Origin of the sequence: Pseudoalteromonas sp. T1lg48 (assembly GCF_002964785.1) — a bacterium.
Lineage (GTDB): Bacteria > Pseudomonadota > Gammaproteobacteria > Enterobacterales > Alteromonadaceae > Pseudoalteromonas.
In genome coordinates, this window is sequence record NZ_PQCC01000018.1 from 680,002 (window position 1) to 706,547 (window position 26,546).

A 26,546-nucleotide genomic window follows, 5' to 3' on the forward strand; every position below is an offset into this window, starting at 1 on the left:
TTGTTACCAAATTCCTTGGTAAAACTGTTATTTTGACCCCGCAAGGTGCGGGCTCTTGGGGCACCGAGAGCGTTAATATTAAGATTAGTTCAGTGCCAATTAAATTTTAATAATTAATCAGTTATACTGGGCTGCCCAGGCTTTGTCTAGACTCGCCAAGGCTATTCGGCTAAATCTTAGACGCCGGTTAACACCCTACTAACCTACCTAACAAAAATCTAGACTACAGACTCTCAGAGTCACTTTTATTATCCAGCGCGTCACGATATTCACGCCACTGAGTTTCGCCACTGAGGCGATAGAAGAAGTCGGCAAAACGGATATGCTTCCCAGGCCTTGCCAGCTCGGCTAACCATAGCCTTCTGTATAAAGGTGTCACCCCCACTTCCGACTGCTCCATCAGGCTTTGCCCGGCACTGGGTTTATAACCACGACCATTGCCGCAATAGGCGCTGGGCGCCCAACCTGGCGGTGCCTGCTCACCGACAAAGAGGTTGGCATACACTCTGCCCGACTGTTCACAAGCGCTCTGCTGCGCTGGCGGCGCCGGATACTCATCGGTGAAGCCGCTGAAATGCAGGAGCTCGTGCATAAACACATGGTAAGGGGCACTTACGCCTAGGTGCATAATGCCGCCTTGGACATTGGCCAGACCCCCACCCGTCACCATGACGATAAAATCAAACCCCGGCGGCAGCTTAGTCGGTTTATGCGCTAACGGACGCCAGTCACAGCGACCAAAGCTGTCGGCCGAGTATTGGCAATCCAGAGCATCCCCCAGATACTGTGGCTCAGACAAGCAAAATAAACCGGCCTTGGGCTCGGGGTTAGTTAGATACCGCCCTCGCAATTGTTGCAACTTATGCATGGCCGCCAGACTGTCGCCGAGCAAAAGCAGGTTATAGCGACAGGCTTGTGGCCGCAATCTATGTAAGTCGGTGCCAAAGCCCAACTGCCGAGCATAGTCGTGGCCATCGGCCCCGACCTCTAAACCAAGGTGAAAGCGGCGACGATATTCCAGCTCATCGGGTAAGGTATAAGCTCGATTGATCTCACCCAACGCCTGCCACTGACCTTGCTGCACCATCGCCTGGGCCAGTTGCTGCCAGAGTTGCAGCATAACGCGCCGCTCCCCTTTACCATCAAGCGCCTGCTGCCAATGTAAGCGCGCACCACCTAAATCGCCCTGATGAAGCAATAACTGGGAAAGCAATACCTGCGCTGGGGCCGCACCTACTCTGGCAAGGCGGCGCAACACGGGTTCGCTGTAATTCTGATACGTAAGTTCTGTGGGGTTTTGATAAAACCAAAAGGTCGCGGCGGCGGCATTGTTGTGCACCTGAAACTGCACCAATGCGGGTGTATGACTGATACTTCCGCACAGGCCAAGCAGTAAGATACCTAACAGGCTAGTACGCACCCTCGCCTGCCATTATGTCTAGCTCAAGGCGCGCATACTTGTATTCGACAAACTCATACACATTGGTCGAAAGAGCCAGTTTAAAATAATCGCTGGCCAGGGTATTTTCTCCCTTGGCCTGATGGCTTTTAGCGATATAGAAATAGGCCTCACACAAGCGCTCGGCGTATTCTTGATGCGACTCGACTCCCTCGGCCAAGGTGGCCAGGAGTTCCCTTTCGGTGATTTTACCCTGATAGAAGGCCACCAGTTGATAGGCCCAATTTTGTGGATCTAAGGCCTGGGCCATATCCATCAGGCTGGCCTTGGCTTTCACTGGGTCTTCGGCACGCTCGGCCAAATACACCCAAAGCACCCGATACGGGTCATCCGGGGCAAATTGCAAAAATGTCTGTAAATCGTCGCTGGCTAAGCCCGGGCGTTCGCCATAATACAAGGCGATGCCGCGGTTTAAGTAGGCATATTCATGCTCGCTGTTAAGCTCTAGCACGGAATCAAACATTTCATAGGCCTTGCCGTATTGCTGCATCAGGGTGTGATGAATACCGAGGAAATTATACACCTCGGCCAGATCCGGCTTAAGGTTGACCGCACGGCTAAAATCGATGCGCGCTAAGGTGCTTAAACCCAGGCTATCGAAAAGTTTACCGCGATCATAATAAAGTAAGGCTTGTTGATCACTGGGCAGTTCAGCCTGCTCAATAAGCTCGCTGTAGCGGGCAACCGCCACTTCGCTGCGATAGTCGCTCGGCAGAGGTGCAGCAAAAGGCACGGTAACAACGTATTGGGGACTATCTGGTACGGATTGGCAACCGGTTAAGAGTAGCGTGATAACGCTGGCTACCGTAAGCGATAATGTTTTTCTCAAAGTCCTATACCTATAATCCGTCTGTGGATTTTCATTAAACCATAAAAAAGGGGCCTAAACAGCCCCTTTTACTATGCTTTTATCGCTTATTCGGCGTCTTTTACCGCTTCGGCTGCTGGCGCGTTTTGCTCTTGCGCCTCTTTGATGCTTAGGCGTACACGGCCCTGGCGATCAACTTCTAGAACCTTAACCTTCACTTCCTGGCCAACACTTAAGTGGTCGGCAACATTGTTTACACGCTCGTCACTGATCTGTGAGATGTGTACCAAGCCGTCTTTACCAGGTAGAACGTTAACAAAGGCACCAAAGTCAACGATGCGTACTACTTTACCTTCGTAGATAGTACCTACTTCCAGCTCAGCCGTTAGTTGCTCAACACGAGCGATGGCAGCGCGCGCGCTCTCACCGTCAGTGGCGGCAATCTTAACTGTACCGTCGTCTTCGATTTCGATGGTAGTACCGGTTTCTTCGGTAAGCGCACGAATCGTAGCACCACCTTTACCGATAACATCGGCAATCTTCTTAGGTGGAATGTTCACCACATAGATACGCGGTGCGTAATCAGAAAGCTCAGCGGCTGGTGCAGAGATGGCTTCGTCCATTACATCTAGGATGTGTAGACGTGCAGCCTGTGCCTGGTTAAGGGCGATCTGCATGATTTCTTTAGTGATACCTTCGATCTTGATATCCATTTGTAGTGCGGTAACACCTTCAGAGGTACCGGCTACTTTAAAGTCCATGTCACCAAGGTGATCTTCGTCACCCAAGATGTCAGAAAGAACAACGAAGTTGTCGCCTTCCTTAACAAGACCCATGGCGATACCGGCAACAGATGCCTTAGTTGGTACACCGGCGTTCATTAGCGCAAGTGAAGTACCACATACAGAGGCCATTGATGAAGAACCGTTAGACTCGGTGATTTCAGATACCACACGAATCGTGTACGGGAACTCTTCAAGCGTTGGTAGTACCGCAGCGATACCACGCTTAGCCAGGTTACCGTGACCTACTTCACGACGCTTAGGTGAGCCGATAAAGCCAGTTTCACCCACACAGAACGGAGGGAAGTTGTAGTGCAACATGAAACGGTTGTTTGATGTACCGGTTAGGTCGTCGATCATCTGAGAATCACGCTCTGTACCTAGTGTTGCGGTTACTAGTGCCTGAGTTTCACCACGGGTGAAGATAGCGCTACCGTGAGTACGGGCTAGTACACCGGTTTTCACGTCCAGGGCACGCACCATTTCTGGTGAACGACCGTCAATACGCTTCTCGCCGGCAATGATACGACCACGAACGATTTTCTTCTCAAGTGCGCCAAACTCGCCTGATACTTCTTGCTCGTCCAGGCTTTCATCTTCGCCAAGCTCTGCGCTTAGTTTTTCGATTACTTCTGCTTTAACTGCGCTTAGAGCCTCTTTACGCGCTACCTTGTCGGTAATGCGATACGCTTCACCGATTTTCTCTTCGGCGATAGCAGCAACTTTACCCGCTAGGGTTTCGTCTTTGGCTGGGGCAGTCCAATCCCAAGCAGCTTTACCCGCTTCGGCTTTGAACTCGTTGATTGCATTAATAATGGCTTGAGATTGCTCATGACCGTATACAACGGCGCCAAGCATTACGTCTTCAGGAAGCGTTTCAGCTTCTGACTCAACCATAAGTACCGCATTGTCGGTACCAGCTACCACTAGGTCTAGTTTGCTTGTTTTAAGCTCGGTTAGTGACGGGTTCAATACGTATTGACCGTCGATGTAACCAACGCGTGATGCACCGATAGGACCGTTAAATGGAATACCAGAAAGCGCTAGCGCCGCTGAAGTACCAATTAGGGCAACAATGTCAGGCTGGATTTCAGGGTTTACTGAAACCACGGTAGCGATAACTTGAACTTCGTTTACGAAGCCTTTCGGGAACAGTGGACGAATTGGGCGGTCGATTAGACGCGCGATAAGCGTTTCGCCATCTGAAGGGCGACCTTCACGCTTTAAGAAACCACCAGGGATACGACCTGCTGCATACATTTTTTCTTGGTAGTTAACAGTCAGAGGGAAGAAATCCTGACCAGGGTTTGCTTCACGACGACCTACTACGGTTACAAGTACCGACGTATCGCCGATGCTTGCTAATACCGCACCATCTGCCTGACGGGCAATGGCACCGGTTTCTAGGGTTACTGTGTGTTGTCCGTACTGAAATTCTTTAATAATTGCTTGCACTTAATTCTTTCCTTAAGTTGCATTTAACCCGCTCAAAAGTTGATTTGCCAACCGTTAAGCCAGGTTAAGAGGGTTTTCTTAAGCACCTTACCAATTACAGTAAATAACCACACTCGAGCGAATGCCTTTATTTACTACAATTGGCAATATGGTGCCATCTAGTGTGTAGGCCAGGCCTACTTACTTAGACAGAGCTAAGTATACTCGTCAAAGGCGCACAAAAAAAGGGGCGATTAGGCCCCTTTTTCAAACTGGTATCAAAGAATTAGCGACGTAGGCCAAGTTCTTTAATTAGCGCAGTGTAACGCTCGATGCTCTTACCTTTAAGGTAGTTAAGCAGGTTACGGCGCTGGCTTACTTTGCGAAGAAGACCACGACGTGAGTGGTTGTCTTGCTTGTGGTTAGCAAAGTGGCCTTGAAGCTTGTTGATATCTGCAGTTAGAAGTGCAACTTGTACTTCAGGTGAACCAGTGTCGCCTTCAGCGCGTGCAAATTTAGCAATGATATCTGCTTTTTCTTGGTTGCTTAGTGACATAAATTACTCCAAAAATGAGTGTTTATATACGGTAAGAGCCGATCACTAATCCAGCCCCACCAATTGAGCGCGTTATTTTAGCAAGCTGACCAATAACTACAAGTTATTTGTGATAGCCACGGCGCGTTTTGCTTTGAGATGACCGTGCTGATTTCGCTCACCCACGCCAAGGAAGCGCTCGCCACAACGCACGGCGCACACTTTTTCTGGCACCTCGCCGATTACCACGGTTTGCCCATGCGTAAAAGCTATTGCCTGTTGCTCGTCAATTTCCACGCTGGGCAGGTCTTGCACCGCGGTGTCCATGGGCAGCAACAGGGGATCCAACACCTCGCTGGGTGCCTTGTCCTGGCTTTTCGCTTCATCAAGCAAGGCTTGAAGCTCGTCAAGAGTCACCATTTTCTCTGCCGGGTAATGGCCCACCTTGGAGCGATGAAGCATGATCACATGCGCGCCACAGCCGAGTAACTCACCTAAATCATCCACTATGGTGCGAATATAGGTGCCTTTAGACACATGAGCGGTCATCTGAATTTCATTGGTCTGCTCGTCAAACTCGTCTAGCGTCAAGCTGTAAACATTAATACGACGACACTTACGCGGTACCTCGATGCCTTCGCGCGCGTATTTATATAAAGGTTGCCCCTGATACTTTAGCGCCGAATACATGGACGGATACTGATCCGACTCGCCAATAAAATCGGCCACATGTTGTTCAATCTGCTCTTTCGTCACATTGACATCACGGATTTCGACCACTTCACCATCGGCATCCGAGGTGGTGGTACGTTCACCCAGCTTGGCGCGCACCACGTAGGTCTTGTCGGTATCGAGTAAGAACTGACTAAACTTGGTCGCCTCACCAAAGCAAATCGGCAGCATGCCGGTGGCTAACGGGTCAAGTGCCCCGGTGTGCCCCGCCTTCTGCGCATAGTAAATGCCTTTGGCTTGTTGTAAGGCGCGGTTACTGGAGATCCCTTGCGGCTTGTGCAATAACAGCACGCCATCGACCGGACGGCCTTTTGTACGTCTGGCCATACTGATTATTCTTCCTCGTCGCTGCCGCCGCGCTTTTGCTTGTCTTCGCGCATCACCGACTCAACCAGGTTAGAGATACGCATCCCCTCAAGTAGTGAGGTATCAATGACGAAGCGCAGCTCTGGAATAATACGGGCGCGAATACGCTTGCCCAGTAAAGAACGAATATAACCGCTGGCATCGTTTAGCACACGCAGGCTCTGCTTGCTCTTGCTCTCGTCTTCTTGATTGAACACGGTAACAAAGATTTTTGCATAAGACAGGTCACGCGACACTTCTACCGCCGATACCGTTACCATGCCTAAACGCGGGTCTTTAATCTCACGCTGAATAATCACCGCGATTTCTTTTTGGATCTGTTGCGCTACGCGCTCTGTGCGAGAAAATTCTCTCATTTTCACCACTTATATTTAGGATACCAGCACGCACACAGAGCACGGCGGGTATTACACAATCACAAATGGGGGCACAAAGGCCCCCATCAAATTTACTTAATGATCAAGGTTATAGAGAACGTTGTACTTCAACGATTTCAAATACCTCGATTTGGTCACCGACCTTAACGTCATTATAGTTCTTAACGCCGATACCACATTCCATGCCGCTACGAACTTCTTGTACGTCGTCTTTAAAGCGACGCAGTGATTCAAGCTCACCTTCGTAGATAACCACGTTTTCACGTAGTACACGGATTGGGTTAGAACGCTTAACCACACCTTCGGTAACCATACAACCGGCTACGGCACCGATCTTAGGTGACTTAAACACATCACGTACTTCGGCAAGACCAATGATCTCTTGCTTGAACTCAGGTGCAAGCATACCGGTCATGGCTTGTTTCACTTCTTCGATCAGATCGTAGATTACGCTGTAATAACGAAGATCCAGGTTTTCCGCTTCGATTACCTTACGCGCTGAGGCGTCGGCACGAACGTTGAAACCAACCATGATGGCGTTAGATGCAGCCGCAAGTGATGCGTCGGTTTCGGTAATACCACCTACACCGCTACCTACGATCTTCACTTTCACTTCGTCGGTAGAAAGCTTAACCAATGAATCGGAGATGGCTTCTACTGAACCCTGTACGTCGGCTTTCAGTACGATATTCACTTCCGAGACATCGCCTTCGGTCATATTAGTGAACATGTTCTCTAGCTTGGCTTTTTGCTGACGCGCTAGCTTCACTTCACGGAACTTACCTTGACGGTATAGTGCTACTTCACGCGCTTTACGTTCGTCGCGTACAACCGTTGCTTCATCACCGGCAGCAGGAACACCCGATAGACCCAGGATTTCCACAGGAATCGATGGACCTGCTTCTTTAATCTCTTTACCGTTTTCGTCGCGCATTGCACGTACACGGCCATACTCAAGACCACACAGCACGATATCGCCCTGCTTCAGAGTACCTTCTTGTACCAGCACGGTTGCTACCGGGCCACGGCCTTTATCAAGGCGAGATTCGATAACCACACCCGATGCCATGCCTTCAGAAACAGCTGTTAGCTCAAGGATTTCTGATTGCATAAGTACGGCTTCTAACAGTTCGTCAACGCCCTGGCCTGTTTTCGCCGAGATGTGTACGAATTGCGTCTCACCGCCCCAATCCTCAGGAATAACGTCTAGCTGGGCCAGCTCGTTCTTCACTCGGTCAGGATCGGCACCTTCTTTATCCATCTTGTTCACAGCAACAATCAGTGGTACTTCAGCCGCTTTGGCGTGCTGGACCGCTTCTTTAGTCTGTGGCATTACACCGTCGTCTGCGGCAACAACCAGGATTACGATATCCGTTGCTTTCGCACCACGGGCACGCATTGAGGTAAATGCCGCGTGTCCAGGAGTATCCAGGAAGGTGATCATGCATTATCGGTATCAACATGGTATGCACCTATGTGCTGGGTAATACCACCGGCCTCGCCAGAGGCAACCTTCGCCTTACGGATATAATCCAGGGTTGATGTTTTACCGTGGTCAACGTGACCCATAACGGTAACAACCGGTGCACGAGATTCCGCTTTACCGCCTTCGCTGCGGTCGCTCAGTACTTTCTCTTCCAGCTCATTTTCACGAACTACCACTACCTTGTGACCCATTTCTTCGGCAACTAGCTGCGCGGTTTCTTGGTCGATAACCTGGTTAATGGTAACCATGTCGCCCATTTTCATCATGGTCTTAACGACTTCGGCACCTTTAACCGCCATACGTGATGCAAGCTCTGCAACCGTGATGGTCTCACCGATACGCACTTCCTGCTTCTTATCGGCAACAGGCTTTTGGAAACCGTGCTGTAAAGACGTAGGCGCTTTCAGCTTGCCTTTTTTGCCTTTGCCAAATTTAGCATTGGCATCAACACTCTCTTTACCCTTAGGCTTTTTCTTTTTACGACGCGCGCTTTTCTCTTCGCGTGCATCGGACTCGTCTTCCGCTTCACGTGCGTAAGTAGAAGTAGTTAGGTGGTGATCCGCCGTTTCTTCACGACGTTTACGCTCTTCTTCTTCTTTCTTCCAACGTGCTTCGTTTTCTTCGGCTAGGCGACGAGCTTCTTCCGCTTGACGTTGTGCTTCTTCTTCGGCTTTCTTCAATGCTGCCTCTTCTGCTTCTTTTTGTAAGCGTTCAGCTTCGTCACGTTCTTTCTGAGTTTGCGCCTCATCCTTTGCAGAATCTTTACTTTCTTTGCGCTGTGCTTCGGCTTTACGCTTCGCTTCTTCTTTGGCTTTACGTTCGGCTTCTTCTTTCGCCTTACGCTCTGCCTCTTCTTTAGCTTTACGCTCGGCTTCCTCTTTCGCCTTACGTTCTGCTTCTTGCTTGGCCTGTGCTTCGGCTTCAAGACGCGCTTGCTCTTCGGCTTCTAAGCGCGCTTGTTCTTGCTGCTCATCTAGAGCGCTTTTCTTGACGTAGGTGCGCTTTTTACGCACTTCTACCTGCACTGCCTTGGCCTTACCGGTAGAGCCAGTCACGCTCAGAGTACTTTTCTTCTTGCGTTGCAACGTCATACGCTCTGGGCCCGAGGCGCCAGAACCACCATGTTGCTTTGACAAGTGATCGAGCAATTGCGCTTTTTCCGACTCGTTTACCTGGTCGTCCGCTTGCTTTTTGATGCCCGCACTGTCCAATTGCTGTAGCAATTTATCAACAGTTGTACCAATGTCCTCGGCCAGTTTTGTTACACTTACTTCTGCCATATTCTTTGTTACCTCCGTTAATAAATTACTCGTCACCGAACCAGCAAATATTACGTGCGGCCATGATTAGGTCGCCCGCTTCCTGTTCAGAAAGCTCGGTAATTTCTACTAGTTCGTCGATGCCTTGCTCGGCTAGATCTTCAAGCGTAACTACGCCCTTGCTTGCCATGACAAAGGCAAGGTGACGATCTAGGCCATCAAGGTTTAATAGGTCTTCAGCCGGCTCTGCGCCTTCTAGGCTTTCTTCGTCTTTCAACGCTTTCGTTGTTAACGCATCTTTGGCGCGATTGCGCAGCTCTTCAACTGTCTCTTCGTCAAGACCGTCAATTTCTAAGAATTCGCTGGTCGGTACGTACGCCACTTCTTCTAGGGTTGAGAAGCCTTCACCGATAAGTAGCTCGGCGAAATCATCATCGATGTCTAACCCTTCTGTGAACAGGGTGATCAGCTTGTCCGACTCTGCCTGGTTTTTCGCCTGCATGTCTTCAACCGTCATTACGTTTAGCTCCCAGCCGGTAAGCTGACTTGCTAGACGTACGTTTTGGCCGTTACGACCGATGGCTTGTGCCAGGTTGTCCGCCTCTACGGCGATATCCATTGAGCGTGAGTCTTCGTCCATCACGATAGAAGCAACTTCCGCCGGCGCCATGGCGTTGATAACGAACTGAGCCGGGTTGTCATCGTACAACACGATATCAACACGCTCACCGCCAAGCTCGCCCGAGACCGCTTGCACACGTGCACCGCGCATACCTACACAGGCACCCACAGGGTCAATACGCTTGTCGTTTGATTTAACGGCAATTTTAGCTCGTGAACCTGGGTCACGCGCTGCCGAGCGCAGCTCGATCATCTCTTCGCCAATTTCCGGCACCTCAATGCGGAATAGCTCCATCAGCATTTCCGGCTTAGAGCGGGTTACAAATAACTGCGCACCACGAGCTTCCGGGCGGACCGCATAAAGTAAACCACGTACACGGTCACCCGGACGGAAGTTTTCGCGTGGAAGCATGTCGTCACGGTAGATAACCGCTTCGGCGTTATTACCTAAATCAAGAATGATGGCGTCGCGGCTGGCTTTTTTAACCACACCGGTTACTAGCTCGCCTTCTTGGTCTTTATAGGCTTCAACTACAAGGGCACGCTCTGCTTCACGTACTTTTTGTACGATAACCTGCTTGGCCATTTGCGTGGTGATACGGTCAAACTTGATTGACTCGATCTGCTCTTCAACATAGTCACCCAGTTGAATTTCCGGCTCATCTACCTGTGCCGCTTCAAGGGTGATTTCACGATAAGGGTTTTCTAAGCTGCCATCTTCTAGCGCTTCAACTACTTGCCAGCGACGGAAAGTGTCGTACTCGCCGGTTTTGCGATCGATAGATACGCGCACGTCGATATCGCCGTCATGTTTTTTCTTAGTTGCGGTCGCTAGTGCGAACTCTAATGCTTCAAAAATTTTCTCTTTGGGGACCGCTTTTTCATTGGAAACGGCTTCCGCCACCAACAGTATTTCTTTTGCCATAGGTATTGCCTCGCTTGCCCTATTCCTTCGCACTGAAATTAAAATTTGGCGATGATGTTCGCACGTTCAATGTTGCTGATCATGAGCATGTGCTCCTGATTATCAACATTAATTGTGATCATATCACCGTTAACTGCTACTAAGTCGCCCTTAAAATTACGACGACCATCTTGTGGAAGCTTAGTTCTTAATCTGACTTCCTCACCCACTGCATTTTGATAATGTTCTGGTTTGAACAGTGGACGATCGACACCAGGTGAAGATACTTCCAAATCATATTCATTGGTAATGGGATCTTCTACGTCGAGGATCGCGCTAACTTGACGACTGACATCCGCACAGTTATCTACCGTAATACCGTCTGGGTGGTCGATATACACACGCAAGGTGGAATGACGACCGGCTTGAATAAACTCAAGTCCCAGGAGCTCGAAGTCTAATGCTTCGACCGCCGGAGTTAACATCTCGGTTAATGTTTGTTCGAGCTTTGTCACGAAACTTCTCCATAGAAACAAAAAAAGGGCTAAAGCCCCATTTTCAATACAGATACAACAACGCCCCGAGCCAAGCGGGGCGTCACACTGGCTGCACATATCGAGTATATGCAACCTGATTTTCTGTGCGGCCTAGGGCCTAGCTTGGCTGCGGGCTATATCCGTACGATAAAACCGCTGCGACGACTTAGCAAAATCACTTCTGCTAAACGCAAAACGCGCATTTCAAAGAATGCGCGAACTTCAAAAAACAATTAAATATGACTATCTAACTGTTTAAAATCTGCTGCATGAAGTGTACCTGAGTACGACCTTCATTCGTGGCACCTATTATAGTGCCGTGGTTATTAATAAGCAACCTTCGATAACCGTTAAAGCCAGAATTAACAAGGCCTATACATGAAAAAACCAAGCATTTAGCTTGGTTTTTCAATTTGGTGCCGTGAGCGGGACTTGAACCCGCACGAGCTATGCTCACCACCCCCTCAAGATGGCGTGTCTACCAATTCCACCACCACGGCTTAATTTTTTTAGTTTGGAACGTCCGGGTTGTTTGAACCCTTTTCTTCCTCAACTGGAACGTCTGATGCAGGTTGCTCAACGGTTTCTACCGCTGGCGCTGCTTCAAGGTTTTCCCATTGATCGGTTTGCTTGATTTGACCAGCGGTTAGGTTACCTAACACTATGCTCAAAACGAAGAAAATCGTTGCTAGTACCGTGGTCGTTTTAGTCATAAAGTTACCTGCACCCGATGAACCGAAAACGGTTGCCGAGGCACCAGCACCAAATGACGAACCCATGTCAGCACCTTTACCTTGTTGAATTAGCACGAAACCAATTAAGGCTAATGCAACAATCAAATAAACTACTAAAAGAATTTCGTACATTTAATTCTATCCTTTTGCACTTTCGCAGATGCTGATGAAGGCATCTTTTTTAAGACTGGCACCACCAATTAGGCCACCGTCTATATCTGCTTGTGCAAATAATTCACTACTGTTTTGTTCATTAACGCTGCCACCGTAAAGGATAAGCAGTCGCTGTGCAATCTCGCTGTCTAACGAAGCAACTTTCGCACGAATAAATTGGTGTACTTGTTGGGCTTGTTCCGGCGTTGCGGTTTTACCCGTGCCTATGGCCCAAACCGGCTCGTATGCTATCACAGATTGAGATAACGCAGCCACACCTAATTTTTCAATCACCGCGTCGATTTGCGCGCTGATCACTGATTCTGTTTCGTTTTGCTCGCGTTGCTGTTCGGTCTCGCCAACACAAAGAACAGGCGTTAAACCTTGTTGTTGTGCCATGGCGAACTTAGCGGCAACATCGTCATTGCTTTCACCAAAAATATGGCGGCGCTCAGAGTGACCCACTAAAGCAAAGCTTGCGCCTAGCTCTTTAGCCAGCGAGGCTTGAATCTCTCCGGTATAGGCACCGGATTCGTATTCAGAGACGGTTTGAACACCTGTCACTACGCCCTGTTGAGCGGCACTTGCTACCAGCAATGCAGGAACAAAAAGAGCCACATCAACATCTTGGTCGGCTACGGCTTTCAGCGCGGGGGCCATCTCATTAAGCAGCTCTAAAGAGCCATTTAACTTCCAATTTCCAGCCACTAGGGGCTTACGTGATGTCATGATTTACTCCATGTTCGAAAGCGGGCGAGATACTAACTCGACTCGCCCTAAGTTACAAGCAGTTATTTCTGCAGCGCTGCTTAACTGCTCACACTTTCAACAACTTGCGCGATTTTACTGCTGTACTCAAGCACTTGACTTTGGTCTTCGGCTTCTACCATCACTCGCACAACGGGCTCGGTACCGGATTTACGCAGTAACACTCGACCTTTGCCCGCGAGCAATGCCTCTGCTTCGCTAACCGCGGCCAAGACCTCGGCATTTTGCGTTGGGTCCGTGCCTGGCTGATAACGTACATTGATCATATTCATCGGGTACTTAACGAAGCCATTGCCAAGATCACGTAGGGTTTTTCTGCTGGTCACCATGGCGGCCAGCACCTGGAGGCTTGAAATAATGCCATCACCGGTGCTGATAAGGTCCAGGTTTAATACGTGACCTGAGCTTTCGCCGCCGATTTTCCAGCCTTTTTCTTTTAATAGAGCCATCACATAACGGTCGCCCACCTTGGAGCGCTCAAAGCCAATGCCTTTCTCTTTCAGGGCATTTTCTAAGCCCATATTCGACATTACGGTACCGACCACTCCGCCGCCAAGCTCACCTTGCTCATGCAGGGCACAGGCGATGATGTAGACAATGTCGTCGCCGTCAAAGACCTGTCCTTGCTGGTCGACCATCATCACTCGATCGCCGTCACCATCGTAGGCAATCCCCACATCGGCTCCTTCTTCTACCACTTTGCGCTGCAAGGCGGCAACATCGGTGGCGCCGCACTTGGCGTTGATGTTTAAGCCATTGGGTTCACAGGCAAACGGGATCACCTCGGCACCGAGCTCCTGCATGACCGCCGGGGCAATGTGATAGGTAGCACCGTTAGCACAGTCAAGCACGATTTTTAGACCTTCAAGGGAATGTCCTTGCGGGAATTGACTCTTACAGAACTCAATGTAACGGCCGTCGGCGCTGACCAGACGGCGCGCTTTACCCAGCTTTTCGGAAGGCACACATTCCATGTCCTGATCCATCATGGCTTCGATTTCCAGCTCAACCGCGTCCGGCAGCTTCAAGCCTTCGCTGGAGAAGAATTTAATGCCGTTATCATGGTAAGGGTTATGAGAGGCACTAATCACAATTCCGGCTTCGGCACGGAAGGTTTGTGTTAAATACGCCACCGCCGGTGTTGGCATAGGACCAAGTAAGACCACATCGATGCCCGCGGCTATAAGTCCGGCTTCCAACGAGGTTTCGAGCATATAACCGGAAATGCGCGTGTCTTTACCAATAATGACCTTTTTAGTGCCAATTTTTGATAGCACCTTACCCGCGGCCCAGCCTAATTTTAGGGCAAACTCAGGAGTGATCGGGTATTGCCCAACCAGGCCACGAACGCCGTCGGTGCCAAAATATTTTCTCTTACTCATTCTTGTTACTCCTGTACTTTTATTCTTTCGGCTGCACATCTGTGGGCCGCAACATCGCCTCATGCACTCGCAGCAGGTCGACGGTTTCTTGAACATCATGAACGCGCACTATGGCCGCGCCCTTTTGCATACAAATCAATGCCCCCGCCAGGCTGGCGCTGAGACGTTGGTCTGCCGGTCGCCCTAACAATTGCCCAAACATGGATTTGCGAGAAAGCCCGGCTAATACCGGATAACCAAGCTGTTGCAACTGTTCCAGCTCGGCCAGTAATTGATAATTATGCTGCAGCGATTTACCAAAGCCGAAACCCGGATCGACAATAATATGCTCGGCTTTCATGCCCGCATCAATACAAGTTTGTGCGCGCGCAGCCAAATAAGCGCATACCTCGGCGGTCACATCTTTATAATCCGGTGCCTGCTGCATGGATCTCGGCTGTCCCTGCATATGCATCAGACATACAGGCACATCCAAAGCCACCGCAGCCTGCAGCGCTCCCGGTTCTTGTAGCGCGCGGACATCATTAATAATATCGGCTCCGGCCTGAACCGCAGCTGTCATCACAGCCGCTTTGCTGGTGTCGATGGAGATCACACAATCAGATTGCGCTCGTATCGCCTCAATGACCGGAATAACCCGTTCTAGTTCTTCTTGTTCGAGCACATCCGCCGCCCCTGGACGGGTCGACTCACCGCCAATATCAATAATGGTGGCGCCCTGCTCCAACATGGCCAGTGCCTTTTTAATAGCGTTGTCTAGGTCATTATGCTGGCCACCGTCAGAAAAGGAGTCTGGCGTGACGTTGAGGATCCCCATCACCTGAGGGGTGTTAAGGTCTAGGATACGACCTCGGGGTAAAGATAACATGGTTACTCTTCCCTAAAATAAAAGGAACAGCCCCCTTGGAGCAAGAGCTAAATGGGTGCTGATTACAAGATGATCCAAAGAAGGAAAAGCCCCAATGGTTTGGGGCTTGAGTTTATTACTTATCGTCTTCAGAGCTTGGGTTGTCATCCTGCGTGGACGAGGAGTCTTGCTCTGGCGCCGATTTTGCGGACTCATCCGCTACCGGCTTAGCCTTGGCAGCCTTTTGGTCATGGGCATCGCTCGGTGGACGAACTTCACGGCGAGCCATTAGGTCATCGATTTGTTTCGCATCTATGGTCTCGTACTTCATCAGTGCGTCTTTCATTGAATGCAGAATATCGATGTTGTCGCGCAGGATCTGCTCGGCACGTTGATAGTTACGATCTGAGAGCTGGCGCACCTCGCTGTCGATGGCCTTGGCGGTCTCATCCGACATATGCATGCTGCGCGAACCGCCACGACCCATAAAGACCTCGCCTTCTTCTTCAGCATAAAGAAGTGGACCCATCTTGGCACTTAAGCCCCACTGAGTCACCATCTTACGGGCGATTTCCGTGGCGCGTTCGATATCATTGCTGGCACCGGTTGTTACCTTGTCATCACCGTAAATAATGGCTTCGGCAATACGACCACCATACAGGCTTGAGATCATCGACTCCAGATGCTCCTTAGAGTGGCTCACGCGGTCTTGCTCCGGCAAGTACATGGTGACACCCAGGGCGCGGCCACGCGGGATAATAGACACCTTATAAACAGGGTCGTGCTCCGGCACAATGCGACCAACGATGGCGTGACCCGCTTCGTGGTAGGCGGTCATCTCTTTTTCTTCTTCCGACATCACCATGGACTTGCGCTCTGCACCCATCATGATCTTGTCTTTCGCGGCGTCGAATTCGGCCATGCTCACCACGCGCTTGTTACCACGGGCGGCAAATAAGGCGGCCTCGTTTACCAGGTTGGCCAAATCGGCGCCTGAGAAGCCTGGGGTACCACGGGCAATCACGGATGCTTCAACATCGTCTGCCAAAGGTACCTTACGCATATGCACTTTAAGAATTTGCTCACGACCGCGAATATCCGGTAGACCAACAACTACTTGACGATCGAAACGACCCGGACGCAGTAGCGCAGGATCCAATACGTCAGGGCGGTTTGTGGCAGCGATAACGATAATGCCTTCATTGCCTTCAAAGCCGTCCATCTCAACCAGCATCTGGTTAAGCGTTTGCTCACGCTCGTCGTGACCACCACCCATGCCGGCGCCACGCTGACGACCTACGGCATCGATTTCATCGATAAAGATGATACAAGGTGCGGCTTTTTTCGCTTGCTCGAACATGTCACGTACACGCGATGCACCCACACCAACAAACATTTCTACGAAATCAGAACCAGAGATGGTGAAAAACGGTACTTTCGCTTCACCGGCCACGGCCTTGGCCAATAGCGTCTTACCTGTACCCGGAGGGCCCACCATCAGCACGCCCTTAGGAATGCTACCGCCTAGCTTTTGGAATTTGGATGGGTCACGTAAGAAGTCAACCAGCTCGGTAACATCTTCCTTGGCTTCATCACAACCCGCCACATCGGCAAAGGTGGTTTTAACCTGATCTTCGCTCATTAAGCGGGCTTTACTCTTACCAAAGGACATAGCGCCTTTGCCACCGCCGCCTTGCATCTGGCGCATGAAGAAGATCCATACACCAATCAACAACAGCATTGGGAACCAAGAAATGAAAATGCTGGCTAACAGGGACTGCTCTTCAGGTTGAACACCCTTAGTGTTGACGTCGTTTTTCAACAAGTCATTCATCAGGTCTTCGTCATACATTGGCATGGTGGTTTGAAACCGCTCGCCGCTGGTTTTGGTGCCGGTAATAGCGCCGGTGCCGCGATCGATAACGACTTCACGTACAGCACCATTGCGTACATCCTTTACAAATTGGGTGTAACTCGTCTGCCTGTCTATGTTTTCCGAGCCGTTAAAGCTCTGAAAAACAGACATTAAAACCACGGCAATAACCAGCCAGAGTATTAAATTCTTTGCCATATCACTCAAGGTGTTAACCTCTTGTATCTAAATTAATTAAGTTCAACTTTTCCCGACAACTGTACTACAGTTTGTAGCCCGTCGCTACTATATATACCTCGCGAGAGCGCGGTCTCGACGCATCGGGCTTGCGGATTTTTACGGTTCGGAAACTCTCGCGTACGTCCTTAACGAACTGATCAAAACCTTCCCCCTGGAATACTTTGACCGCAAAAGCGCCGTTTTTCTTCAACACCTGGTGACACATATCTAGGGCCAGTTCAACTAAATACATGCTTCCGGCCTGATCGGTACTCATATTGCCGCTCATGTTCGGTGCCATATCGGAAAATACCACATCGACATTTTTACCATCGATACGATCTAACAAGGCATTGAGTACCGCTTCTTCGCGGAAATCGCCCTGAAGGAAGTCAACACCGGCCAGCGAGTCCATGGGCAGAATATCACAGGCAATTACCTGGCCATTGTCGCCAACCTGCTGTGCCAGGTACTGGGACCAGCTGCCGGGTGCAGCCCCCAGGTCAACCACCGCCATGCCGGGTTTGAGTAGTTTATCTTTTTGCTGAATCTCTTCGAGTTTGAACACCGCTCGCGAGCGCCACCCCTGTTTCTGCGCCTCATGAACATAATGATCATCAAAATGTTCCTTTAGCCAGCGCTTCGAGCTCGCCGAGTGCTTTTTATTCGCCATAAATTAACACGTAACTTAAATAGTAATATCTGCTAGATGGCGTTAGAATACCCGTAATTCAAGCTCGAATCAGCAAAATTTATAAAATCTATGAAACTATCCAATAAACAAAAGCAGTATCTTAAATCCCTTGCGCACCCACTGAAACCTGTGGTTTTACTGGGAGCCAATGGTCTAACCGAGGGCGTTATCGCCGAAATAGACAGTGCTTTGGATATTCACGAGTTGATCAAAGTGAAGGTGCCCACCACAGATCGTGAAACAAAGGCCCTGATTTTTGACGCCATCGTACGCGAAACCGGCGCCCACAAGGTACAAAGCATCGGTCATATCATTGCCCTGTATCGCCAAAGCGAAGATCGTAAGATCCAATTGCCACGCAATTAATCACCTCGCGTGCTATTTCCTCGCATGCAAAAAAAGGTCAGCAACTGCTGACCTTTTTTGTTTTTAACCCCATCCACAGCCTCGCTAAGCAACACGAGGCAAAGACAAAAGCTGGTCAATAAACTGCGTGGTGAGTTCATTAATCAACCCCGTCTCGGCATTGATCAACAGGCTAAAGCCGACATTGAGTCGTGGGATCACCACGATATCGGTTCTGTAACCCTGTACCCAGCCGCTGTGATAATAAATTGTTTCATTGTCATATTGGTAAATACGCCAACCCAAGCCGTAATAGGCTTCATTAACATGCTCTCCCCACACTCGACGACGACGCTCCTTCGAGGTCAAGGTGTAAGGCTGCACCTGAGTTTGCAGCGCCGCAGGCGGTAACACACTGGGGTACATGCCCAACTGGGCCTTTAGCCATTGCACCATATCTGCGGCACTGGCATTTACGCCCGCCGCCGGCAGTACCTTGTAATAGTTTTTCTTTAAACGCGCAGTATGCCAACGTTTGCGCCCACGCACATGGGGATAAGCATAGTTTTCATCGGCTATCATGCCTTCATAACCTAAGCTGGCGTGACGCATGCGCAGCGGCTGGAAAATATCTTCCCGAACCCAGGTTTCGTAATCTTTGCCACTGGCGCGTTCAATCACATCGCCAACCAAAGAAAACATCACATTTTGATAGCCATAGCACTCCCCTGGTTCACACACGGGTTCAACTTTAAGCAGCTTTTCAACAATATCCGGATAGGACATGCGCGATTCTACAAGGTTGTCGTAGGCATTGGGTACCAGACCACTGGAGTGGCTCAGTAAGTGGGACACCTTAAGAGTATTTTTATAATCCGTGCCGCGCAGTTCGGGAATGTATTGATAGACCGGGGCATCAAGCTCTATGACCCCTTGCTCGGCCAACTTGGCGGCCAGTGATCCGGCAAAGGTCTTCGACACCGAGGCGAGACGAAAGCGCGTATTTACATCGACTTGACGCCCTCTTCTTATTTTTGTTTTACCAAAGCCCAAGGCAATGGAGGGATAATCCGGGTGCACTATTGACAAGGCTGCTCCAGGCACGCGCTTTTGCTTAAGCTGGCGCTCTAAATCGGCGACATAAGAGTCGACGAAACCATGCCATTGGCGCGCATCGCTGCCTATGGATGCACCATAAGCCGGTACTAAGCTACTGAGGAAAAAACAGAAAAATGCGACTAAACTCTTGGTTTTCATTATTGTTGTTTTAGTAATAACAATTCAGATTGGGGAAATATTATCATGAACTTTGGGTTAAACTCACGTACAATGCTGTGCGGGTAACCCCGGATATGGGCGCCCAGGCGCAGCGATAAAGGAAACTAAGAGTTATAAACAGTATGATGAAGAATTCTTTAGCACTGGGAATGCTTGGCTCAGCAATCCTGATCAGCGGGTGTAGCAGCTTCCAAACCACTTCTGTCCAACAGGCGCAAAGGGTTGCTATGCCGGTAAAGCCGAGTCTCAGTGAGCGTACCTATGTCCTCGAATACCAGGTTGACCACCAACAGCCACGGGTAAAGTCGGTGCAGCTTCCTGCTCACCCGGTTAAGCGTGGGCAAAGCGTGGTAATCGAAAGCGAGCAAGTGGCATTGACAGACCGACTGCGAAATCGTCTGGTGGCCATTTTCAACGATAAGTCGCTTACGGTGATCAGTGACGCCAAACAAGCTGACTATATTCTTAGCATCAATCAACTGGATATCAGTGAGGCCGACGAGGTCGACTATCGCCTGAGTAACAGCCATATTTTGGGCGATGAGCGCCTTATCGAAGAGTTTGCACTGCGCCAGTGCAGTAACATCTCCGGCTCGGTGAGCATGAAGCTATTTCATCGTGACTCCAAGGACGTGGTGTGGTTTGCAAAATCCTCCCTGGATACCGCCAGTTTTCAACGCAACCCCTTACGCTATCAGCTGACCATCACGGATTACATAGATAATCTGCAACAGGTTCAAGAGTTTGTACAAACACATAACTCTCCGGATGCCCTCGCCAAGCGTGGCGAAAAGCCGGCCCCTAAAGCGCCTCAGTATCAGGTTTTAAGCAAAACCTCGGCGCTGGAAAAAGTCTCCGGTGCCTGCAATGACACCGAGGTCAGTGCCTTGGTGCCGGATCTGCACTATTACCTGAGCGGTATTTTGCTGGAGAAGATCAACATCAACTGATCGCTAGGGCTTGTCGATACGTCGACAAGCCCACCTACAATTTCTTACAGTTTTCAGCGCACGCCCAGCATATTATAAAATAAAAAGCCTGAAGCCATGCCAATCCGTACCCTAGTTGTTTTGCTATTCTTGCTCGTTAGTCAGCAAAGTCTGGCCACCAATCGTTATTATTCCGACAACCGCTTGGAACCCCAACCAGGCTTTAATTGGGATTGGAGCATAGGCGCTGGCTACTATATTGAAGACTCCTATCTGGTTGGTCTCGACTCTTATGACGACGGCCTTGAGCCGGATCTAAACCTGGTTATCAGCTACAACAACTTCTATCTGGATATCGACCACAGTCAATTGAGTGGCGGCCTGGTCATAGGTTACTCACTGATCGATAAATTTGATTGGGGTTTGGATCTTGTCGGCACCAATGTGCAATCGGGATTCGATGAAACCGGCTTGAAAATCTATGACCGCGATGTGGTGGACGAGCTCGCCGGTATCGACCGCCGCCACTACGATTTCGATGTTGGGCTGCGGCTATCGCGGCGTAATCACGACACTCAGTTGTCGTTTGAGTTGATGCATGATGTCACCGGCACCCATAATTCATGGATTTTTACCAGTTTCCTAACGCGTATCAGCCAATACCGGAACTGGGAGCTGCGCACCGGACTCGGTCTTAACTATTATGGCGGCGATTTTACCGATTATTACTTTGGCATAGACGCTCATGAAGCCACCCCTGAGCGACCGATTTACCGTGCTCATGCATCTCAGTCGGTGGTGCTGGAGTTGCACGCCGAGCACCCGATCTCGCAAAACTGGGTGTTTTTAGCGGGCTGGTTATCGACTTGGTTTTCCTCAGAGATCAGCGACAGCCCGATAATTTCTCAAGAATATCAGCACAAGGCCAAGGTAGGCATACGCTATGTTTTTTAGACTCTGTGCCAGCCTTAGTTTAATGCTTGCCGCGCCGAGCTGGGCGGCTGAGAACCAGGACGATACAACCCAGGGCCCGGCGCTTTTAAGTACCCCAAACACCTGTGTGGCACTGCGCCAAGGGCGCACCTGTTATTCGGATATCACCTTGAACTGGCAGGTGAGCGACGAGGAGCGCTACTGTATCCGTCAAAGCCAGGCCACTCAGGTACTTCACTGCTGGCAACAGCAGCAACAAGGTGAACTGGTATTGGAATTTGCCAGCGCCACGGCACAAGGTTTTGAATTATTTCATGTCACCACGGGAAAAGTACTTGCCAGCACCGAAGTACGGGTGCAGTGGGTGTATACCAGTGGCCAGAAAAAACGGCGATGGAGGTTATTTTAATGAGCCAACAACCCCTTATTTTAGTGGTCGAGGACGACCCCTCGCTGAGCGAGTGGATGCGAGAGTTTCTTTCTCAAAACGGCTACCGCGTTGGTGTATGCGACAACGGGGCCGATGTCGAAGCCTATGTGCGTGAGCACAACCCAGATTTAATATTGCTCGATATCATGCTGCCCGGTCTTGACGGTATTAGCGTGTGTACACGATTACGCCAGTTTTATCAGCAACCCATTATTATGCTCACCGCTCGCGACGATGAGCTTGACGAGGTAATCGGGTTGGAAGTCGGCGCCAGCGATTATATCGCCAAGCCGGCACGACCTAGGGTGTTATTGGCACGAATCAAGGCTAACTTACGCGATATGACCGACGACTCGCAGCCTGCCGCTGAGCCGCTCCATATTAAGGTCGGACAATTGCATATAGATACTCAGGCACACCGCGTGACCTTGGCCGAGCAACCCGTAGAGCTTTCTCATGCCGAGTTTTCATTGCTGGCTTATCTTGCCCGCCACGCTGGCGAGGTGGTTGACCGAGACTCGGTGTTCAAAGCCATAAAGGGTCGCGAATATGATGGCTTGGATAGAAGCATAGACGTGGTGATCTCGGCACTACGCAAGCGGTTTGACGGCAATGGCGAGCAACCGCAACGGATCAAAACCATTTGGGGTAAAGGTTATTTATTGGTTAAAGATGCCTGGCATATGGAAGTTTCCGACTAGACGACAAAGGTAAGCATCTGCCATGAAAAAGCTCTACTTATCCCTATTGGGCACGGCGTTGTTATCTGTGGTGCTCCTAAGCTGGCTGATAGACGGTATTGCCAGCGATAATGATGAACACAATGACTTTAATCAGCAACAGGCACTGCTGAACGGCATGCTCTCCTATTTAGGCAGCTATCCCGCAGAGCAACAACGCCAAAAACTTGCGGAGCTTAACAGCCACTTTAATCTCGACCTAGGTTATGCAGCCAATAGCGCCCTGGCCTTGCCCTCGCCCCTACGCCAACAGCTTGAGCAATACCAGGGCATTACCCTGGCCGATGAAGATGGCCTCTACCTGGTACGCTCAGCAGAGCAACTGAACGACCACCACCTCACCATGCGCTTACCCAAGCCAGCCAGTAGCCAGCATGATCTGTTGCTCACCGTACTGTTTTACAGCGGCTTTAGCCTGTGCATGTGGTTACCCCTTATTCCCCTGACCCGCCGAATTACCACCTTAGCCAATGCCGCTACACGCTTTGCTAAAGGCCAGCTCGATACCCGCATTGCTAAAAGCCGTTTTAGCTATACACAGCAGCTCGAGCGTAGCTTTAACTCTATGGCCGAGCAGATAAATGCGCTTCTGGCCGAAAACAAACTGATGGCGTCGAGTCTCTCCCATGACATTCGCACCCCCATCGCCTGCCTGCGCTTTGGCCTTGATGCTGCCATGGACAGTGAGGACGAACACAGCAAACAGGCCTACCTTAAGCGCATGGAAAAGGATCTTGACACCATGGAGTCCATGCTCAAAAGCTACCTCAGTTTTGCCGCGCTGCAACAACAAAATATTGCCCTTAATTATACCCGCACCGAGCTTCTCCCCTATCTACAGGAGGTAGGTGAGCAGTTACTACCACAACTGGGCGATAAACAGCTGCACATAGGCTGTCCCAGCGAATTGGTAGTGCATGGCGATCTGCATTGGTTAGCCCGCTGCATCCACAATATAATTACCAATGCGCTACGCTATGCCAATGGCCAGGTCGTTATCAGCGCCTACACCCATGCCCAACAACTATGCATTGCCATCGCCGATGATGGCCCCGGTATCCCGCCACAAGAACGCGCCGCAGTGCTTAAGCCCTTTTATCAAAGTGCCAAGCACCGAAACCAGGATGGCTATGGCTTGGGCTTGGCCATTTGCCATAAAGTGATGCTGTGGCATCAGGGTAACTTGCAGGTAGGCTCCTCGACAAAATTAGGCGGGGCACAATTCACCTTAAGGCTACCGTTGTAACACAGTGTTTACAACGCTCAGGCAATTCGGTAACGTGGCGACGCTCTGCAACTAGGCACTGTGCGGATAGATTGGAATTTGTCCGTATAGCGCGCTTTACCCTGGCTGCACAGCACTAATTACCGCTTTGTGCTTTTTATTTCATGTAAATTACAGTAGATTTAGGGCGCAGTTCACCTACAGAGAAGTATAATAATATGAGTGCGTCGCGTGGGGAGTTTAGCTCCCGTTTTGGTTTTATAATGGCCGCTGCCGGTTCGGCGGTGGGGCTAGGTAATATTTGGGGCTTTCCTACTCAAACCGCCTCTAATGGTGGAGCTGCCTTTGTGCTTGCTTATCTGGTTCTGGCCTTCTGTTTAGCCTATCCAGCATTAATGGCCGAACTGGTTGTTGGCCGCTATGGTCAAGCCAATGCCGTTAGCTCGCTGAAAAAAGTCTCCAAGCATAAATGGCAACATCCACTGGCATTTTTAGTTGGTTTTGGCGGCATTATTTGTGCCGGTATGATTTTAAGTTTTTATGCCATCGTGGCCGGTTGGATGATCAGCTATACGGCTGAACCCGTTGCCAAACTTGTAGGCGCTCCCGAGGCAGCAAACTGGCTAACCAGCCAGTCTCTATCCCGTAACCTGCTTTTCGCCGGCGGCTTTATCGTGCTGACCGTGATGATTATCAGTAAGGGCGTGGAGAACGGCATCGAAAAGTGGTCTAAGCGTCTAATGCCGGCCTTACTGGGTATTTTATTTGCGTTGATCGCTTATGTAATGAGCCAAGACGGCGCCAGCGAAGGTCTGCGCAATTACTTACTTCCAGATTTTAGCGCCATCTTCGAGCCGACCCTGTTGGTAAGCGCGCTCGGCCAGGCGTTTTTCTCCCTGTCGCTCGGTACCAGCGTGATGATCATCTATGGTTCTTATATCTCTAAGCAAGAGAACCTGGTTACCCTGGGTGCTTCGGTGACGCTTATCGATGTGTTTATCGCCTTCGTTGCCGGTCTGTTAATTATCCCAGCCATGTATGTGGCACAAGAGCAAGGCGTACAAATCTTTGACGAAGCAGGTAAATTACTCTCAGAAGACACATTAGTATTCCAGGTACTACCAGCCCTATTCGATACCATGGGCAGCGCCGGTTTGTTTGTAGGTTTTGCTTTCTTCGCGCTTATGAGTATTGCCGCTCTGACTTCCTCTATTTCCATGCTCGAGGCTCCGGTGTCGTACACGGTAGAGAAGTTTGGCCTTGACCGTAAACCGGCCACCTGGACCATAGGTGCATTGATAGGCTCTGTCAGCACCATCATCCTGCTTAACTTCGAACAGCTTTTCGGCCTGGTGATCGCCATCACCACACGTATAGGTCAACCACTGCTGGGCTTGATGTGTTGTATTTTTGTGGGTTGGATTTGGCATCGTGCGTCTTTACTTAAAGAAATCCAATCCGGCCACCCGGAAGCCGCTGACGGTTGGTTCTGGAAGATTTGGCCCTGGTACATCAAATTTGTATGCCCAGTGTGTATTGCCCTGGTGTTTATTAACTCATTACGTTAATTCTACGTAATACTAAAAAAGGCCGCACTCGCGGCCTTTTTTATCACCCCTTTTCCTTAAATATGCCTTATAAAACAAGCTAATTGCTCGTTAGACGGGATGTACCGATTTTTCTATGCTAGCATTTGTTGGCTTTCACATTTGGAATAACAAACACATAACAAGGAAATACAAATGAAAGCCATTCTGGTTTTTTTATCTACCCTAGTTCTGACACTGGGCCTAAGCTCCGAAGCTAAGGCCGCAGAGTATGAAATCAACTACCCTAGCGCCAGTTCATCAGTGCCTTACCCGGGCCTGGACCTGAACATGGTAAAAAAGGTAAAGGTCAAAACATCGAGCTCAATTCATACGCCCGAACAATCTTTGGATGAAGTCGAAATTGTTTTCGAAAATGCCACTAACCTGATCGTTAAAGGCTTTCAAAAAGAAGGTGGTTCATACAGTTATAACGGCTCTGAAGTATATAGAGCCGTAGCTAACGATGCCTGGGTGTACAGCAAAGTATTGGTCACCGTAACCGCTCCTGGTAAGATTAGCGGCGGTAAGGACCTTACTATCGACTTACAGGTTATGGAAATGACCAATGCGCTGAACGAGCTAAATTACTCGCACGGCCTGATGATATTCAACGCCAACGGTATTTTAAAAGATGTCACTCCGGTGACGGTCGCCGATGTTGAAACCATCAGCTACCAAGATAAAGACATGACCCTCACCTTGTATCAAAAGCCCAAGTTTGACGAGTTCAATGGCGAAGGTTTTAAGATCAAGGTGAACTGGATGGGCAACGGAGAAAAAATCATTAACGTCCCTGCGCCCATTCCCGCCGAAGAATACTCATTCTTTAAAGCGGCCGATTTGGAAATTCAAACGCAGACCTTCCCTGATGGCTTCACTGACCACCAGTTTAGGATCAAGTATCAAGACCCGTTTGGCTATACCCAAGAGACGCCGCTTGAGCCGCTAGCCCCATACATAGATCAGGCTTTCCAAACCTACCCCTAATCTATGAGATATCCCCAACCGTGAGAGCCAGAAGCGGAGCCTAGTGCTCCGCTTTGTTTTGCCTCAAAGCATAAGACTCGCCTCAGTAGTAGGAATTAAATAACAGGTTTAACGGCCAACT

23 protein-coding genes, 1 tRNA gene and 1 pseudogene are annotated in these 26,546 nt (G+C 49.9%); 8 read left to right on the forward strand and 17 right to left on the reverse strand.

Annotation, left to right across the window (positions count from 1 at the left end):
- Positions 1-223 precede the first annotated feature (223 nt).
- From C2M29_RS12335 to rlmE, 16 genes and pseudogenes are all read right to left on the reverse strand, one after another.
- A complete protein-coding gene (locus C2M29_RS12335) occupies positions 224-1,420 on the reverse strand; it encodes a hypothetical protein (protein ID WP_105190048.1) in 1,197 nt (398 codons plus the stop codon).
- Entirely contained in the window at positions 1,410-2,288 is an 879-nt protein-coding gene (gene nlpI / locus C2M29_RS12340; RefSeq protein ID WP_105190049.1) for a lipoprotein NlpI, read from the reverse strand. The genes C2M29_RS12335 and nlpI overlap by 11 nt, the downstream gene beginning before the upstream one ends.
- Positions 2,289-2,374: 86 nt before the next feature.
- A complete protein-coding gene (gene pnp, locus C2M29_RS12345) occupies positions 2,375-4,504 on the reverse strand; it encodes a polyribonucleotide nucleotidyltransferase (protein ID WP_105190050.1) in 2,130 nt (709 codons plus the stop codon).
- 265 nt (positions 4,505-4,769) lie between these two features.
- Positions 4,770-5,039, reverse strand: coding sequence for a 30S ribosomal protein S15 (rpsO, locus tag C2M29_RS12350; protein WP_105190051.1), 270 nt, complete (start codon positions 5,037-5,039; stop codon positions 4,770-4,772).
- Between the two features lie 96 nt (positions 5,040-5,135).
- A complete protein-coding gene (truB, locus tag C2M29_RS12355) occupies positions 5,136-6,077 on the reverse strand; it encodes a tRNA pseudouridine(55) synthase TruB (protein WP_105190052.1) in 942 nt (313 codons plus the stop codon).
- 5 nt (positions 6,078-6,082) lie between these two features.
- Positions 6,083-6,472 (reverse strand): 30S ribosome-binding factor RbfA, encoded by a 390-nt coding sequence (gene rbfA, locus C2M29_RS12360; RefSeq protein ID WP_105190053.1) that lies wholly within the window; start codon positions 6,470-6,472, stop codon positions 6,083-6,085.
- Positions 6,473-6,581: 109 nt separating this feature from the next.
- Positions 6,582-9,259, reverse strand: a pseudogene (gene infB, locus C2M29_RS12365) (translation initiation factor IF-2).
- A 25-nt stretch (positions 9,260-9,284) separates the two neighbouring features.
- The gene (nusA, locus tag C2M29_RS12370) at positions 9,285-10,784 is read right to left on the reverse strand and encodes a transcription termination factor NusA (protein WP_105190054.1); all 1,500 of its coding nucleotides are present in this window, start codon (positions 10,782-10,784) and stop codon (positions 9,285-9,287) included.
- Between the two features lie 38 nt (positions 10,785-10,822).
- Positions 10,823-11,278: a ribosome maturation factor RimP gene (gene rimP, locus C2M29_RS12375; protein ID WP_105190055.1), complete on the reverse strand. Its 456-nt coding sequence runs from the start codon at positions 11,276-11,278 to the stop codon at positions 10,823-10,825.
- A 435-nt stretch (positions 11,279-11,713) separates the two neighbouring features.
- Positions 11,714-11,799: transfer RNA gene (locus C2M29_RS12380), tRNA-Leu, on the reverse strand.
- 9 nt (positions 11,800-11,808) lie between these two features.
- Positions 11,809-12,165 carry a preprotein translocase subunit SecG gene (secG, locus tag C2M29_RS12385; RefSeq protein ID WP_105190056.1) on the reverse strand — a complete coding sequence of 119 codons (357 nt, stop codon included), beginning with the start codon at positions 12,163-12,165 and terminating at the stop codon, positions 11,809-11,811.
- Between the two features lie 6 nt (positions 12,166-12,171).
- Positions 12,172-12,915, reverse strand: a complete 744-nt coding sequence (gene tpiA / locus C2M29_RS12390) for a triose-phosphate isomerase (protein ID WP_105190057.1) — start codon at positions 12,913-12,915, stop codon at positions 12,172-12,174.
- 80 nt (positions 12,916-12,995) lie between these two features.
- On the reverse strand, positions 12,996-14,336 hold the full coding sequence (glmM, locus tag C2M29_RS12395) for a phosphoglucosamine mutase (RefSeq protein ID WP_105190058.1): 1,341 nt from the start codon (positions 14,334-14,336) through the stop codon (positions 12,996-12,998).
- Between the two features lie 19 nt (positions 14,337-14,355).
- Positions 14,356-15,204 (reverse strand): dihydropteroate synthase, encoded by an 849-nt coding sequence (gene folP, locus C2M29_RS12400; RefSeq protein ID WP_105190059.1) that lies wholly within the window; start codon positions 15,202-15,204, stop codon positions 14,356-14,358.
- A gap of 115 nt (positions 15,205-15,319) precedes the next feature.
- Entirely contained in the window at positions 15,320-17,254 is a 1,935-nt protein-coding gene (ftsH, locus tag C2M29_RS12405) for an ATP-dependent zinc metalloprotease FtsH (protein ID WP_105190060.1), read from the reverse strand.
- A gap of 64 nt (positions 17,255-17,318) precedes the next feature.
- Complete coding sequence (gene rlmE / locus C2M29_RS12410; protein ID WP_105190061.1) at positions 17,319-17,948, reverse strand: 23S rRNA (uridine(2552)-2'-O)-methyltransferase RlmE; 630 nt, start codon at positions 17,946-17,948, stop codon at positions 17,319-17,321.
- A 90-nt stretch (positions 17,949-18,038) separates the two neighbouring features.
- On the opposite strand from rlmE, the gene yhbY reads away from it, so the two are divergent.
- Positions 18,039-18,335, forward strand: coding sequence for a ribosome assembly RNA-binding protein YhbY (yhbY, locus tag C2M29_RS12415; RefSeq protein WP_105190062.1), 297 nt, complete (start codon positions 18,039-18,041; stop codon positions 18,333-18,335).
- Positions 18,336-18,419: 84 nt separating this feature from the next.
- On the opposite strand, the gene C2M29_RS12420 is transcribed toward yhbY, so the two are convergent.
- Complete coding sequence (locus C2M29_RS12420) at positions 18,420-19,571, reverse strand: serine hydrolase domain-containing protein (RefSeq protein WP_105190063.1); 1,152 nt, start codon at positions 19,569-19,571, stop codon at positions 18,420-18,422.
- A gap of 143 nt (positions 19,572-19,714) precedes the next feature.
- Here C2M29_RS12420 and C2M29_RS12425 point away from each other — a divergent pair, with 143 nt between their 5' ends.
- From C2M29_RS12425 to C2M29_RS12455, 7 genes are all read left to right on the forward strand, one after another.
- Complete coding sequence (locus C2M29_RS12425; protein WP_158684725.1) at positions 19,715-20,542, forward strand: hypothetical protein; 828 nt, start codon at positions 19,715-19,717, stop codon at positions 20,540-20,542.
- Between the two features lie 96 nt (positions 20,543-20,638).
- Positions 20,639-21,475, forward strand: a complete 837-nt coding sequence (locus C2M29_RS12430; RefSeq protein WP_105190065.1) for a MipA/OmpV family protein — start codon at positions 20,639-20,641, stop codon at positions 21,473-21,475.
- On the forward strand, positions 21,465-21,863 hold the full coding sequence (locus C2M29_RS12435) for a DUF3019 domain-containing protein (protein WP_233998424.1): 399 nt from the start codon (positions 21,465-21,467) through the stop codon (positions 21,861-21,863). Before C2M29_RS12430 ends, C2M29_RS12435 begins: the two co-directional genes overlap by 11 nt.
- Positions 21,863-22,585 (forward strand): response regulator transcription factor, encoded by a 723-nt coding sequence (locus C2M29_RS12440; protein WP_105190066.1) that lies wholly within the window; start codon positions 21,863-21,865, stop codon positions 22,583-22,585. The genes C2M29_RS12435 and C2M29_RS12440 overlap by 1 nt, the downstream gene beginning before the upstream one ends.
- 22 nt (positions 22,586-22,607) lie before the next feature.
- Positions 22,608-23,870 carry an ATP-binding protein gene (locus tag C2M29_RS12445; RefSeq protein WP_105190067.1) on the forward strand — a complete coding sequence of 421 codons (1,263 nt, stop codon included), beginning with the start codon at positions 22,608-22,610 and terminating at the stop codon, positions 23,868-23,870.
- Between the two features lie 197 nt (positions 23,871-24,067).
- Positions 24,068-25,417, forward strand: a complete 1,350-nt coding sequence (locus tag C2M29_RS12450) for a sodium-dependent transporter (protein WP_105190068.1) — start codon at positions 24,068-24,070, stop codon at positions 25,415-25,417.
- A gap of 174 nt (positions 25,418-25,591) precedes the next feature.
- Complete coding sequence (locus tag C2M29_RS12455; RefSeq protein WP_105190069.1) at positions 25,592-26,425, forward strand: hypothetical protein; 834 nt, start codon at positions 25,592-25,594, stop codon at positions 26,423-26,425.
- The last annotated feature ends 121 nt before the right edge of the window (positions 26,426-26,546 follow it).

Coding starts and splice junctions, on each gene's coding strand:
- rpsO (WP_105190051.1), bottom strand. CDS start 5,039: ATGTCACTAAGCAACCAAGAAAAAGCAGATATCATTGCTAAATTTGCA.
- truB (WP_105190052.1), bottom strand. CDS start 6,077: ATGGCCAGACGTACAAAAGGCCGTCCGGTCGATGGCGTGCTGTTATTG.
- rbfA (WP_105190053.1), bottom strand. CDS start 6,472: ATGAGAGAATTTTCTCGCACAGAGCGCGTAGCGCAACAGATCCAAAAA.
- nusA (WP_105190054.1), bottom strand. CDS start 10,784: ATGGCAAAAGAAATACTGTTGGTGGCGGAAGCCGTTTCCAATGAAAAA.
- secG (WP_105190056.1), bottom strand. CDS start 12,165: ATGTACGAAATTCTTTTAGTAGTTTATTTGATTGTTGCATTAGCCTTA.
- tpiA (WP_105190057.1), bottom strand. CDS start 12,915: ATGACATCACGTAAGCCCCTAGTGGCTGGAAATTGGAAGTTAAATGGC.
- glmM (WP_105190058.1), bottom strand. CDS start 14,336: ATGAGTAAGAGAAAATATTTTGGCACCGACGGCGTTCGTGGCCTGGTT.
- folP (WP_105190059.1), bottom strand. CDS start 15,204: ATGTTATCTTTACCCCGAGGTCGTATCCTAGACCTTAACACCCCTCAG.
- ftsH (WP_105190060.1), bottom strand. CDS start 17,254: ATGGCAAAGAATTTAATACTCTGGCTGGTTATTGCCGTGGTTTTAATG.
- rlmE (WP_105190061.1), bottom strand. CDS start 17,948: ATGGCGAATAAAAAGCACTCGGCGAGCTCGAAGCGCTGGCTAAAGGAA.
- yhbY (WP_105190062.1), top strand. CDS start 18,039: ATGAAACTATCCAATAAACAAAAGCAGTATCTTAAATCCCTTGCGCAC.
- C2M29_RS12420 (WP_105190063.1), bottom strand. CDS start 19,571: ATGAAAACCAAGAGTTTAGTCGCATTTTTCTGTTTTTTCCTCAGTAGC.
- C2M29_RS12425 (WP_158684725.1), top strand. CDS start 19,715: ATGATGAAGAATTCTTTAGCACTGGGAATGCTTGGCTCAGCAATCCTG.
- C2M29_RS12430 (WP_105190065.1), top strand. CDS start 20,639: ATGCCAATCCGTACCCTAGTTGTTTTGCTATTCTTGCTCGTTAGTCAG.
- C2M29_RS12435 (WP_233998424.1), top strand. CDS start 21,465: ATGTTTTTTAGACTCTGTGCCAGCCTTAGTTTAATGCTTGCCGCGCCG.
- C2M29_RS12440 (WP_105190066.1), top strand. CDS start 21,863: ATGAGCCAACAACCCCTTATTTTAGTGGTCGAGGACGACCCCTCGCTG.
- C2M29_RS12445 (WP_105190067.1), top strand. CDS start 22,608: ATGAAAAAGCTCTACTTATCCCTATTGGGCACGGCGTTGTTATCTGTG.
- C2M29_RS12450 (WP_105190068.1), top strand. CDS start 24,068: ATGAGTGCGTCGCGTGGGGAGTTTAGCTCCCGTTTTGGTTTTATAATG.
- C2M29_RS12455 (WP_105190069.1), top strand. CDS start 25,592: ATGAAAGCCATTCTGGTTTTTTTATCTACCCTAGTTCTGACACTGGGC.